Annotated in this window: 10 protein-coding genes; 6 read left to right on the forward strand and 4 right to left on the reverse strand. The window is 62.8% G+C overall.

What is annotated here, in order from left to right:
- The first annotated feature begins 36 nt into the window (after positions 1–36).
- Positions 37–555, forward strand: coding sequence for a metallopeptidase family protein (locus ACFX4T_RS09435; protein ID WP_377651580.1), 519 nt, complete (start codon positions 37–39; stop codon positions 553–555).
- 34 nt (positions 556–589) lie between these two features.
- Here the strand turns inward: ACFX4T_RS09435 and ACFX4T_RS09440 are convergent, their stop codons facing one another.
- The 3 genes from ACFX4T_RS09440 to ACFX4T_RS09450 are packed head-to-tail and all read right to left on the reverse strand — an operon-like array spanning position 590 to position 6,223.
- The gene (locus tag ACFX4T_RS09440; RefSeq protein WP_223948396.1) at positions 590–2,266 is read right to left on the reverse strand and encodes a DUF5719 family protein; all 1,677 of its coding nucleotides are present in this window, start codon (positions 2,264–2,266) and stop codon (positions 590–592) included.
- Positions 2,259–5,648: a glycosyltransferase gene (locus tag ACFX4T_RS09445; RefSeq protein ID WP_377651581.1), complete on the reverse strand. Its 3,390-nt coding sequence runs from the start codon at positions 5,646–5,648 to the stop codon at positions 2,259–2,261. The genes ACFX4T_RS09440 and ACFX4T_RS09445 overlap by 8 nt, the downstream gene beginning before the upstream one ends.
- Before the next feature lie 29 nt (positions 5,649–5,677).
- Complete coding sequence (locus ACFX4T_RS09450; RefSeq protein ID WP_377651582.1) at positions 5,678–6,223, reverse strand: WhiB family transcriptional regulator; 546 nt, start codon at positions 6,221–6,223, stop codon at positions 5,678–5,680.
- A gap of 366 nt (positions 6,224–6,589) precedes the next feature.
- Between ACFX4T_RS09450 and ACFX4T_RS09455 the strand changes: the two genes are divergently transcribed.
- Positions 6,590–7,285: a TIGR03089 family protein gene (locus ACFX4T_RS09455; protein WP_377651583.1), complete on the forward strand. Its 696-nt coding sequence runs from the start codon at positions 6,590–6,592 to the stop codon at positions 7,283–7,285.
- Positions 7,286–7,287: 2 nt separating this feature from the next.
- Here the strand turns inward: ACFX4T_RS09455 and ACFX4T_RS09460 are convergent, their stop codons facing one another.
- On the reverse strand, positions 7,288–7,854 hold the full coding sequence (locus tag ACFX4T_RS09460) for a GtrA family protein (protein WP_223948393.1): 567 nt from the start codon (positions 7,852–7,854) through the stop codon (positions 7,288–7,290).
- Between the two features lie 224 nt (positions 7,855–8,078).
- On the opposite strand from ACFX4T_RS09460, the gene ACFX4T_RS09465 reads away from it, so the two are divergent.
- From ACFX4T_RS09465 to manA, 4 genes are read left to right on the forward strand one after another with little or no spacing between them, the layout of a single operon-like run.
- Entirely contained in the window at positions 8,079–9,266 is a 1,188-nt protein-coding gene (locus ACFX4T_RS09465) for a 5-(carboxyamino)imidazole ribonucleotide synthase (protein WP_223948392.1), read from the forward strand.
- Positions 9,263–9,826: a 5-(carboxyamino)imidazole ribonucleotide mutase gene (purE, locus tag ACFX4T_RS09470; protein WP_223948391.1), complete on the forward strand. Its 564-nt coding sequence runs from the start codon at positions 9,263–9,265 to the stop codon at positions 9,824–9,826. Before ACFX4T_RS09465 ends, purE begins: the two co-directional genes overlap by 4 nt.
- An 11-nt stretch (positions 9,827–9,837) precedes the next feature.
- Positions 9,838–11,496 carry an LCP family protein gene (locus ACFX4T_RS09475; RefSeq protein WP_377651584.1) on the forward strand — a complete coding sequence of 553 codons (1,659 nt, stop codon included), beginning with the start codon at positions 9,838–9,840 and terminating at the stop codon, positions 11,494–11,496.
- Between the two features lie 52 nt (positions 11,497–11,548).
- Complete coding sequence (gene manA, locus ACFX4T_RS09480) at positions 11,549–12,799, forward strand: mannose-6-phosphate isomerase, class I (protein WP_377651585.1); 1,251 nt, start codon at positions 11,549–11,551, stop codon at positions 12,797–12,799.

Here is a 12,799-nt window from a genome sequence, read left to right on the forward strand (position 1 = left end):
GTCGCGTTGGCGGTTCCTCGGGACTAAAGTCGATATATGCAGTCACAGCCACATGTTCCTGGCTTCACAATCCGGTGGACTGACGCCGAAGGCGATCAGGCAAAGGAACACACCGGCGCGGATGTCCGTGGTTTCCGGCGGCGCCGGAGAAACCGTCACGGCAGAGGACTGCGTGGGGAACTCATGCTTCCCAGTCTTCCTGGCTTCCGGACCCGTGCCGAGCGCTTCGACGACATGGTGCTGGACTCAGCTGAACGCCTCCAGGATATGTGGGGCAAGCAGTTGGATGGCGTGCTCTTCGCCGTCGACGAAATCCCGCCGAACCTGGAGCACTTGGTGGCCGAAGGTACCGCAGCCCCCATGGGCTCCTACACTCCGGGCAACCGCGGTGAAGCACCCATGATCGCTGTATACCGCCGTGTGGTCGAACAGACTGCCGGAACACGGGAAGAGCTCCAGGACTTGGTCCACGACGTCGTGGTGGAGTACACCGCAGAAATGCTCGGAGTACCACCGGAGACGCTGGATCCCGTGTACCGGCGTCGTTACCAGTAGACGCGCGGCCCAAAACCCTAGTAGCCCGTAGCGCCTAGTAGCCCACAGTCACGGGAACTTTTTCGAGCCCGGCAGCAGCATCCTGGATGCCCAGCACCGAGACGTCGGCGCGATCCTGCCTACCCAGGATAAGTGCCCCATACGCAGGGTCCCCTGATGCTGAAACCACGTATCCGGCGACCACTGCCTGCCCGGATTTAGCTGGAAGCTCGATCAGCGATGTTGTGCCGCCGGACATGTCCACATCCACGGACTTGCCCACCTTGCCATCGGCTGTCACCGGTGCGTAGCTAACAGTTGCGCGTCCTTCAGGAACACCGAAGCTGAAGAAACTCTGCCCGTCACGGGGCACTGCCACCACATGCTGGCTGCCCAGGCGGGCCGAGGACGGCGACCAAGCGAAATCCGTTGGCTCCTCCGCTTTAGCCCCCCGCGCGATCCGGGTTGAAGCCACGAACGCGACGTCAGAACTCGCGCTCACGGTGTAGCTGCCGGCCGGAACGCCGTCGAGGTCCAACGTAGCTACCGTGCCGCCCTTGACAGTTACTACTCCCCCGTTGGGGAGTTGGCGCTCACCGTTGGCGCCGTACAGCCGGACTTGAACCACGGCGTCCGTGGACCCAGGTACGGCTATTTGAAGCGCGGGAACGGCATCGGTAAAGCCGGCTTTACTGCCCAGCGCCTTGATCGCCGCTGCATCCTGGATGTCGACGCCGGCCATCACCTGGAGGTTGGAAGGCCCGGAACCTGAAGACAGGAACTCCACTCCACCCGGCACAAGTCCGCGCAGCACGCTCTGCTGGATGGTTCCGGCAACGGGTCCACCCGAGCTGCGTACGTGCACTGCCAGTTGGGATTCGCCGGGGGCAAGGCCGGCAAGATTTACCGAACGTGTTGTCCCTGGCGCCACCAGGAGGCCCCGTGCGCCTGGCGCCTGGATCTGTCCCTGGGCGCCGAAGAGGTCCAGGTTGACGGTAGCGGGCGTCTCCGATGCATTGCTGAGGTTCAGGACCGCGGTCCGGCCAAGCGCAGTGTCCGAACCCAGCAGCCAAGCGTCGTTTCCGGGTTTCTGGCACGGAGCCGCTGCCAGGCCACGGAGATCACCGTCCTTGGCTGAGTAGCTCAGATTCGCGGCCACGGATGCTTGTTCGTTTCCGATGGGGTCAGCGCCCACCACGGTAGGTGCGGTCACCGGGCTGATAGATGCAGCCGCTGCCGCCAGGACGGGTGGACCGGAACTGGGCGATGGTGTACTCGTGGGGGTCTTGGCAATTTCCGCAACTGTGTCCCCTGCCAGCGACGTCACCTTACTACCCGGAATGGTGCCTGCGGGATTGCTCAGGACCAGTGCGTTGAGCGCGCTGGTGGCCGTGGTGGAAACCGGGCTGAATTCAGCATCGGTGTCCACCTCTGTTCCCGTGACAAGGCGCGCTGGTTCCGGGCAGACGCCCAGGGAGCGCCCCGCCGGGACATCGGCTTGCCGGATATCCACGGCAGAGCCGCCAGACGGCGCTGGAACCATCGAGGTGGCCGCGACTGCTCCGCCTCCAGCGGCAAGGATCACCGCTGCGGACAAGACCCCTGTGATGATCCCCTTGTTGGAGCTGCGGGCGCTCTTGCTGGAACGAGCATCCTTGGCGGAGTTGCGTGCATCCTTCGCGGAACCGCGCTTCCCGTTATCGTCCACCTGCTTCTTTGGATCCTCAGACACTGCTGTACTCCTTACGGAGGGAGACTTCGTCCCTCGACATGCCGGTTCGCGAGCGGCGGGCGGGCATCGGAACGGCCAGAAGCACTGTCAGTCCGAACACCACGGCCTGGAGGATCCCAAACCAAAAACCCCAAGGGTTGGTGTACCGGATTTCGAGGTTGCCTCCATTGGCCGGAAGTTCGAAAGCCTGGGCCCATCCGGACGTGGTCGATTTCAGCTGGCGCCCATCCATCCAAGCACTCCAGCCGGGATCGGACCGTTCGGCCAGGACCACCCGGCGGCCCTCATCACCCGCCGGCACTGCTGCGTCCACGGACACCTCTTCTGAGGGCAGAGTGCCGATGGCCTCACCTTGGGCGTTGAGAATGCGAACCCTATGGGCCGTGTCTGCAGCAGTGGCGGCAGCGGAATTCCGCGGGGTTACGCGCCACAACCACCCGGCGTCGGTTTGTCCAACAGCAACGAGGCCTGGAACGGCGTCGATCCTGCTGGCGGTCAGCTGGGCTGCGTCATCAGCGGCCTTGAGCACCACAAAACCGGCACCGAGTTGTTCCAAATCGTTGCGAGGGTCTACCCCTGTGCTGGCCACAATGGTGGCCACTGCCCTGCGGAGGGATGCGGTAGCGGCGTCGTCGGTGGCAATCTCTTCCCTGCCGGGTGCGCCAATAATGGTCCTGGCCGACGCGATCGTGGACAAGCTGTCCAGCGTAGTCCCGTCACCACGCATCAGGGAGGACGTAAAGGCGCCCTGCTCGCCGCTGGTGATAACCAACGTTCGCGTACGTTCGGGTCCTTGGCCACGGTCGACGGCGGTTGCCGGCAAGGTGCCGTTGTCCACCGGCCGAACCTGGCGGGCAGAGCCCAAGGATGGCTTGTTACCCGTATCTGACGGAAGGGCGTTAGCGGTATCGGCAGCGACTGGGGCCTCCGACAGGGGCTGCAGGACGTTTTGTCCCGCCCACGCCGCCATCCCGGCCAAAGGTCCACCGACGAGGAGAGCAAGTGCCACGCCTGAAGCTATGCGCCGCAGGGGCGACTTCCAACGGACGGTATCAGGCGTCCTGGTGGGAACGGCGAAGATTTTATCGGCACCGAGCAACGCCGCAGCCAGCAGGAGGATGCCCGCCGCTGAAACGGCCGGTCCAGTGAAGGGACCAACAATCACATTGTTGTTGACACCGGTGGCCACATGGCCCATCAGCCAACTGCTGCCCAAGGTAGCCAGCGCGGCCAACCAAAAGACGCGGGCAAGGGCGGTGCGCTTACCGGGAAGGAACAGCGCCGCTACAGCCAGGAGAAGTACGGGGACGCTGACCAGCAGAGCAAGCACCAGAGCCCAAGGCACAGCGCCAGGCCCGAACATCCCAAGACCTGTGAGGCCGCCGTCGATGTCGAAGGCCAGGGGCTGGCCCAGGAACTGCTGCCACAGTGGTGCAGCGTCGAAACTGAGCGGCAGGCCGGGGTCGCCAAGCAACGAACGGGGGCGGTCAAGAACCGAAATGCCGTAGGGAATGAACAGCGCGGCGCTGGGCAAGAGGGACCACCACAGTGTCTTTCCGCGCGTTCCGAGCACCACGGCTACCAGAACCACGACCACCGTGATTGGTCCCAAGAGCGAGGGCGCCGAAGCAGTGATTGCAGCCATGGCCAAGCCAGCAGCCGCCGCGGCGGTCCAGGACGGCGTGCCGTTTATACCCGGTTTTCCGAGCACCGGTGCCGGGCGACGCGTGAAGGGTGCCCGTACGGAATGGGCCCGCCCTATCGCCGAACCCGACGCGCGTATCAGCGCCAGCATCAGCAATGGCATCAGGACGTGGGCCACCAAGGCTCCCGGCCTGCCCTGGTTTATGGCTACCAGCAGTGCGGGTGCCCCGGACCAGGCCAGAGCCGCAACAATCCGGAACCGGCGCCGGGTGGTCAAAGCCCCGGCAGCGAACCAGGCACCGATCGCAGAGAGTGGCATCGCCAGGATCAGCAACCACACGGTTGCCGAGTTGCCATCGCCGCCGCCAAACAAGGAAAGAAGCCACAATACGTAAGCGAATGGATCGGCGTGCCCCGGCAGTCCCGCTCCGAGGGAAATCCACCACGAGGAGGCGTTGGCCCAGATATCGGAAGGTGACTCGGACAGCGGGAGGAGCCCCCCTCCGGCCACAATTCCCGTGCGAAGGAGGCCGAAAAGCCCAACGAATGAAACGGCAAACGCGATAAGGGCAGCAACGACTGCACCGGTGCCAACCCACCCGCGTTCGTTGGTGGCCAGGGCGGCGAAATCGTCAGAGGCATCGCCGCTGGGTTCGGGGGCGAGAAGATCCGAGGCCACCGTAGTTTCCTCGCTGGGGCGGATCGCCTCCAGCAGGGAACGCCTGTTGGCACGGACCTCGCGCGACGTCGCTTGGAGGCCCCGGACCACCGAGCGGTGTACACGGCGGGTCCTCGCTGCAATCCGGCGGCCCCTTGCGATAGCGAGGGGCCGCACCAAGCCGGCAATAGTGGCCGTGAACTGGGAGAATCCGTAGCCCGGTTCCTTGACCAGAATGCTCAGCACCAGACGGACAACTGCGCCCAAGAGCGCCCCCACGGCCTGGAACGGCAGGTTCCACCACGGCGTGTGTTTGAGGCGCATGTGAATTTGTGCTTTGCGTGCCGCGGACGACGTACCCAGGCCATGCGGGCGGTGCTCCACGTGGAACATGCGCGCGCTGGGCACCACCACTACACGGTTTCCGGCAAGCCAGTTGCGCCAGCAGAAATCGACGTCGTCGCCGCTGCCGGGCAAGGCAGGGTCAAAACCCTGCAACTGGTCCCAGACGTCCCTGCGGATCAACATGCCGGCAGAGTTCACGGCAAAAGTGTCGGAGCGGGCATCGTATTGCCCTTGATCTACTTCATCGGCGTCGATCAGCGTGAGCCGTTCAGCCCAACGGCTGGTGGACAGGCCAACGTCCACCACGTGACGGTCGTCGTCCCACCCGAGCTGTTTGCAGCCGGCAACCGTTACCGAAGTGGTCCGTTCCACTGCGTGGAGAAGCTCGGCCAAGGCGTCGGGTGCTGGAGCGGCGTCGTCATGAAGAAGCCAGATCCATTGGACTGCACCGGCTTGGACAGCACCGGCCGCTTCTGCGTTTTGGGCCACGTCCTCATGCTGGGCAGCATCTGCGGAAGCAAGCTCGTCCAAGCCCGCCTGGACAGCGGCACCAAAACCAGACTTGGGCTGGACGAATTTGGTGACATTTGCTTGCCCCAAGGCCGCACGGAGCAAGTCGAGGGAGTTGTCCGTGGATCCTGTATCAATGCCAATGGCGGCATCTGCCGAACGAGTCTGGTCCGACAGTGCCGCCAAGGTCCTGGGGAGATAGCTCCCGCCGTCGTGGGCAACCACGACGGCGGTAACGTGTACTTCCTTAAGAATTAGACTGCCCGCTTCCTTAGCCGGCGACGTTCGCGCTCAGAGAGCCCGCCCCAGATGCCGAATCGTTCGTCGTTTGCGAGGGCGTACTCAAGGCACTGCGAACGCACATTGCACGCTCCGCAGACCTTCTTCGCATCCCTCGTTGATCCGCCCTTCTCCGGAAAGAATGCTTCCGGATCCGTCTGGGCGCACAGGGCGTCAGTCTGCCAACCGAGTTCGCCCTCGTCATCGAAGTCACCTTGGCTCGGCAGTCCGATCCACACCGGCTGTCCTGGGACTTCCTGAGGACGACGCAACTCCATGGGAGGGTCGTCCAGGTCTTCGTCCGGCCCGGCAGGCAGGTCCCCGATCAACGCTTCGTGCGCAGCGAGGAGGGCAGTTGCTTGATCCTCCAACGACTGCTGCACGTTCTGGTTGTATCGGTCTGCCGCTTCCGGATCCGCTGGGTCCACGTACCAGTCCCCTGGCACTTCCCGCGAACGGTATTTCACCGACGCATGTTCTGCGACGACTGCATCTTCCTGGATACGCAACGCTTGCCCCATGGCGTCCCTCCTGATTTTGCAGCTGCTGCTTGGATGTATTTCCGATTCCCGGCGATGTTCCGGAAATCTGTGCAGCGGCGTTGATTACTAATTACACGCGTGTAACTACCCAGCAGTCAAGCCGCGCCGGGATAATAATCAAGAATCTGTAGAAACGTGGGATGCGCCACGCCCAACGTTTTCCGCCGTGGCGCAGCTGGCTAGGGCCAAAAACGAAAGCCCCTCATCACTTTGCATGAACAAATCCTGACATTCCGCGGAATTCCAATGACCGCCCCCGGATATCCATCGACTGGACTTAACGGAGGTGTGTTGCATTTCACATTCCCCTGCGGCCCGACGCCCCCACCGTGGCAGGATTGATCCATGAGCATCCCGGCAGCGAACCTGATGACCACCCTGCGATCCGGCCATTCCACGTCCCCGAGACTGACCTGGTACGGCCCTGATTCCGAGCGCGTGGAGCTCTCCGGGCGGGTATTGGACAACTGGGTCGCCAAAACCAGCAACCTGCTGCAGGACGAACTGGACGCCGAGCCGGGCAAGGCTATCCGGCTGGACCTCCCGGCACACTGGAAATCCTTTGTGTGGGCACTGGCCTCCTGGCAGTTGGGCATGGAGGTGGTCCTCGATGGCACCGCCGCGGACCTGCTGGTAACAGATACTCCCGACGACGGCGCCGGAGCCGGCTTTGAGGCGGTCGTCGCCGTGCCGCTCGCGGCACTTGCGATGCGCTGGCCCGGCGACTTGCCACCCGGCGTCGTGGATTATGCTGCGGAAGTCCGGTCCCACGGCGACGTCTTCATGGCCCACAACGAACCGGAAGCCGGCCTTCCGGCCGTCCGCGGCAGCGCGGGCCACACCCATGACAGCCTTCTGGACGGATTCGCTGCACCCCAGGAACCCGGCGTCCGGCTATTGGTTCGGGCGGCCGACGGCTTGGAGCCGGGCCTGGCAGCGGCATTGGGCGCGTGGAAAGAAGATGGCTCAGTAGTGCTGGTGCATCCGGACCTGGAAGTGACCGGGCACCTGCTTGAGAATGAGCGCGTCAGCCGATCCTGAGATCAGTTCTTGATGGAGGGCAATTCGCCGGTTGCGGGTCCCGCGCTGGCCGCCTCCGCAGCTGACTTCTCCTTGTGATGGAGCTCCAGGATCTCGTGGTCGTGGGAGTAAGCCGGCTCGGCATCCAACTCTTCGTTGAAGACCCAAAAGCGGTATGCGAAGAACCGGAAAATGGTGCCCAGGACGAGTCCGACGACGCTTCCTGCGATAAACAGCGACGGCTTGTCATTCAAGTCCAGCACGTACTTGGCGAACCACACACAACCGGAGGCAATCAGCAGCCCGACGAAGTTCATGACGGCGAACAGAACGGCTTCACGGACCACGTTCGCCTGTTTGCGGTGGCGGAAGGTCCAGAAGCGGTTGGCTACCCAGGAGAACACGCTTGCAACGATCGTCGCAATGGCCTTCGCCCAGACTTCGCTTCCGTGCATCGGACCCGAAAACAGCCAGATGTAAACTGCCGAGTCAATGACAAAAGCAACACCGCCTACGGCGCCGAACTTTGCTACCTCGCGCCAAAAAAGCGAGGCAAGTCCGCGGATGCGATCTGCAAGTGTGGTGATCATGACCCTCCATGGCCGTTGAAAAGTGGGCCGATGGGCCACGTCCATTTTAGCGCCCATTTCCAACCGTTCCCTTTGAGTCCCCTGTGAGAAGGCCGATACAAGGGCCTGCGCCCCTGCGAAACCGGAACAACCCATGGCTGAACCAACGGAAGAACAACATCTACTTGGTGACGTTACAGCGGCTGAATCAGTGTTCCGGCCGCTGGTTCGGTAGGCTGAACCTTGTGACTTTTCCAGTAATTGGTGTTGTTGGCGGCGGCCAGCTCGCACGCATGATGGCCCCGCCTGCTACCGCTTTAGGCTTCGAACTACGCGTTTTGGCTGAGGGCGAGGACGTTTCGGCTGTCCCCGCCGTGGCCAACGCCCCCGTTGGCGACTACAAGGACCTGGACGCTCTCCTTGAGTTCTCCAAGGGCGTGGACGTCCTGACATTCGATCACGAACACGTTCCCACGGAACATCTGCGTGCCCTGATCGACGCCGGCGTGAATGTGCAGCCCGGGCCCGATGCCCTGGTGAATGCGCAGGACAAGCTCGTGATGCGCGCGGCTATTGATCGCCTTGGGCTGCCCAACCCGGAGTGGGCCGCCGTTGACTCGGTAGAAGAGCTGGTGGCATTCGGCGACAAAATCGGCTGGCCCGTAGTGCTGAAGACGCCGCGTGGCGGCTACGACGGCAAGGGCGTCCGCATTGTTGACTCCGCCGATGATGCCGCTGGTACTGCGGATTGGTTCCACGCCATGAGTCCCCTGCTTGCAGAAGCAAAGGTGGACTTCAGCCGCGAACTCTCGGCCCTTGTAGCCCGAACGCCCAGTGGCGAATCGCGTGCATGGCCCGTAGTTCACACCATTCAGGTTGACGGCGTGTGCGATGAAGTTATCGCCCCCGCCCAGAACATTCCACTCGAAGTTGCCGCGGCTGCCGAGGGGGCTGCACTACGGATCGCCAACGAACTCGGCGTTACCGGCGTCATGGCTGCTGAGCTCTTTGAGACCCCGGGCGTTGGCGCCGGCTTCCTCATCAACGAACTCGCAATGCGCCCCCACAACACGGGGCATTGGACGCAGGATGGATCGATCACCAGCCAGTTCGAACAGCATCTGCGTGCGGTGCTGGACTTGCCGCTGGGCGCCACGGATGCTGTAGCGCCGGTATTTGTCATGAAGAATTTCTTGGGTGGAGACAACCAAAACCTCTTCGAAGCGTTCCCCATGGCGTTGGCTTATGAACCGGCGGCGAAGGTGCACTGCTACGGCAAGTCCGTGCGTCCCGGGCGGAAGATCGGGCATGTCAACCTGGCTGGCACGTCTACCTCGGAGGTAGATTCCGTCCGCCAACGCGCCACGGCAGTAGCCAACATCATCCGTGACGGCCGGATGCCCGCACAGACCACCCCCGAGGAGACCGAATGACAGCAGCATCAACAGCCCCGATTGTAGGTCTCGTCATGGGCTCCGACTCGGACTGGCCCGTCATGGAGGCCGCCGCGGACGCCCTGGCTGAGTTCGGCATCCCCTTTGAGGCGGACGTCGTCTCGGCCCACCGCATGCCCACCGAGATGATCCGCTATGGCCAGACTGCGCACGAGCGCGGCCTGCGCGTCATCATCGCCGGCGCAGGGGGCGCGGCACACCTTCCTGGAATGTTGGCTTCGGTCACTCCCCTGCCCGTGATCGGCGTCCCCGTTCCATTGAAGACATTGGACGGTATGGACTCGCTGTTGTCCATCGTTCAAATGCCTGCCGGAGTTCCGGTTGCTACTGTCTCCATCGCAGGGGCCCGCAACGCAGGACTTCTGGCTGTACGGATGCTCGCCTCCGGCACAGACGATCTCGCCAACCGCCTTCGCGAAGACCTGCTCAAATTCGCCCAGGAGTTGAACGACGTCGCCACCAAGAAGGGCGAAAACCTGCGCCACAAGGTGGAAGAGGTATTTTCCCCTGCCAATGCTTCCGCCCGGAGCAGCCGCTAGGAAGGCAGCGGATGACCACCATGCACAAGAATCCGAATCAGTCCGGCGCCGCCCTGACTGATCCAGTCCGCTATCCAGCCGGGGCCAGCGCTCCGGTGCGGACCAAACGCGCCTTCGTGCTGGTCCTCCTCACGCTCTTCATCCCCGGCAGCGCCCAGATCGTGGCAGGTGACCGCAAGCTGGGCCGCGTTGCCCTGCGAATCACCCTGACTGTGTGGGCGCTGGCCTTGCTGACGCTGTTGATTGCGTTGGTGAACCGGAGCATGCTGCTCAGCATCGTCACCCATCCGGTGGGATCGCTGTTCATTATCGTTGTCCTCGTTGCTCTGGCTTTGGGCTGGGCCTACCTCTTCCTGAACACCCTGCGGATCATCCGGCCCAACCTGCTGGCACCCGGGATGCGGCCTATCATTGCCGTGGTCCTTGCCGTGACCACAGTCCTGGCCAGCGGATCCTTGGGCTACCTTGCGTATGTTCTGAACGTCAGCCGCAACGCGATCGGCAGCATCTTCAACGCCGGCCCTGCCATCGATCCCGTGGATGGTCGCTATAACTTCCTGATGATGGGAGGCGACGCCGGTGATGACCGGACGGGCAGGCGTCCGGACAGCCTTTCGGTCATCAGTGTCGACGCCAAAACCGGTGAAAGTGCCATCATCTCCGTGCCCAGGAACCTGCAGAACGCCCAGTTCAGCGAGGGCTCCCCCATGCGGAAGATCTACCCCGACGGTTATAACTGCGGCGATGAATGCCTCATCAACGCCGTCAACACCGAGGTCACCAACAACCACAAGGACCTGTACCCGGGGGTTGCCGATCCTGGCGCGCAGGCCACCCTTGAAGCAGTGTCCGGGACCTTGGGCATCACGGTGCAGGCGTATGTACTGGTGGATATGGACGGGTTCGCCAAGCTCATCGACGCCATGGGCGGCATCCGCATAAAGGCTGGCGGCTGGGTACCCATCAGTGGTCCCGTCACAGACGAGGCCCACGGGATCCACGGCATGCCCGATGGCTGGATCCCCGCTGGCGACCAGCACTTGGATGGCTTCCACGCCCTTTGGTATGGCCGTTCCCGTGAATTCGTTGACGACTACGCCCGTATTGCACGCCAGCAATGCGTACAGCAAGCCATGCTCAAGCAGTTGGACCCCGGCACGCTGCTGACGAAGTTCGAGGACATTGCCAACGCAGGCACCAAGGTGGTGGAATCCAACATCTCCTCCGCGCAGCTCGGAAGCTTTGTGGACCTTGCCTTGAAGTCCAAGAGCCAACCGGTCAAGCGCCTCACTATCGGTCCACCCGATTTCGATGCCTCGTTCTCCACGGTGCCGGACTTCGATCTGATTCACTCCAAGGTCAAGGAACTGTTGACGTCCCAGGACAGCCCCAAGGCGCAGGACAGCCCCAAGGCCGATGACTCCATGGTGTCCAACGACGCCAACGCGGGCTCTCATGTCGTTGCCGCGGGCCCTGTCCAGGGCAGCTTCCCGGCGGGGATACCAGCGGGGCAGCAGCCGTCGCCGTCGTCCTCTGATTTCACGCCGGTGACCACCACGCCGGACGGTACGCCCATTACGGAAGAACTGCTCAACGGCCTCAAGGCCCAGGGAGATGAGCAAGGCATCCGGGATCTCGTGGCAACCAATGGGCAATGCGCCCCGCTGTAACCCCAGCAGCACCACCACCTCACGTTCAGCGCGACGATAAGGACTTTCCTTCGTGTATCAGATTGAGAATGTTTTGCGACCCTACGCGTGGGGTTCGACGACGGCGATTGCCGGCTTGCTGGGGCGGCCGGCGTCAGGTGGTCCGGAGGCAGAGATGTGGATCGGCGCCCACCCTGATTCCCCGTCCACAGCCATTCATCCGAATGGGGTCACACAACCCCTCGATGCCCTGATCGCCTCGAATCCTACCCACTTTTTGGGAGCCGAAAGCCTGGCCGAATTCGGGCCCCGGCTTCCGTTCCTCACCAAGATTCTGGCCGCGGAGCAGCCACTTTCCTTGCAAGTTCACCCGAGCTTGGAGCAAGCTCGCGAAGGCTTCACCCGAGAGAATGCCGCAGGGATCTCCGCTGATTCCCCCGAACGCAACTACCGGGACGATAACCACAAACCGGAGATGATTTTTGCAGTCACTCCGTTCCGGGCGTTGTGTGGGTTCCGCTCCCCCGCAGCAGCCAAAAGTGTTTTTGAGCACCTTGCCTCAGTGTTGGATTCCGCTGCAGTGGAGGTCCCCGCAATTATCGGCGGCGTAATTTCCGACCTCAGCGTTCCCAACGAATCCGAAGCCCTCAAAGCCGCCTTTACCCGCCTGATTGAGGGCGGCAGCGACGTCTCGGATGCCATTCACGAGGTAGAAGCTGTCCTGCGTGCAGGCGCACCGCAAGAGCCCCACGAAGATGCGCTGGCCGCAATGGTGGGAATCAATGAGGCATTCCCCGGCGATCCTGGTGTGCTCATTTCCTTGCTCCTCAACCACCTTTCCTTGCAGCCAGGCGAGGCAGTGTACCTGCCGGCAGGCAACGTCCATGCCTACCTTCACGGCTTAGGCGTGGAAGTCATGGCTTCCTCGGACAATGTGCTGCGCGGCGGACTCACCCCCAAGCATGTGGATGTCCCCGAACTCGTCAAGACCATCCGTTTTGAATCAATAGGCGTGCCCCGCGTTGAAGCCACCGGCACGGAGTTCGGCCAGGAACTGTACCGCCCGCCTTTCAAGGAGTTCCAACTCCAGCGGATCGAACTCGGCCCGGGTGCCGAACCGGTGCCGCTGGCACAGTCCGGTCCCGCCGTCGTCGTGGTTGTTGCCGGTTCCGTGGTGCTCGACTCGCCCAAGAGCGACCTCCCGCTGCAGCGCGGCGGCGCTGCGTTCATCCCTGAGGTGGAGAACCCGGTAAATGTTCATCCCGTGCAAGGCGCCACCGATACGAGTATTGCCTTCGCAGTGACCACAGGGCTGGGTAAGTGA

The sequence above is a fragment of the Paenarthrobacter sp. YIM B13468 genome (assembly GCF_042788025.1).
GTDB lineage: Bacteria > Actinomycetota > Actinomycetes > Actinomycetales > Micrococcaceae > Arthrobacter > Arthrobacter aromaticivorans.

Excerpts from the sequence above, each read along its gene's own strand:
- ACFX4T_RS09435 (WP_377651580.1), top strand. The coding sequence starts at position 37 with ATGCAGTCACAGCCACATGTTCCTGGCTTCACAATCCGGTGGACTGAC.
- ACFX4T_RS09450 (WP_377651582.1), bottom strand. The coding sequence starts at position 6,223 with ATGGGGCAAGCGTTGCGTATCCAGGAAGATGCAGTCGTCGCAGAACAT.
- ACFX4T_RS09455 (WP_377651583.1), top strand. The coding sequence starts at position 6,590 with ATGAGCATCCCGGCAGCGAACCTGATGACCACCCTGCGATCCGGCCAT.
- ACFX4T_RS09460 (WP_223948393.1), bottom strand. The coding sequence starts at position 7,854 with ATGATCACCACACTTGCAGATCGCATCCGCGGACTTGCCTCGCTTTTT.
- purE (WP_223948391.1), top strand. The coding sequence starts at position 9,263 with ATGACAGCAGCATCAACAGCCCCGATTGTAGGTCTCGTCATGGGCTCC.
- ACFX4T_RS09475 (WP_377651584.1), top strand. The coding sequence starts at position 9,838 with ATGACCACCATGCACAAGAATCCGAATCAGTCCGGCGCCGCCCTGACT.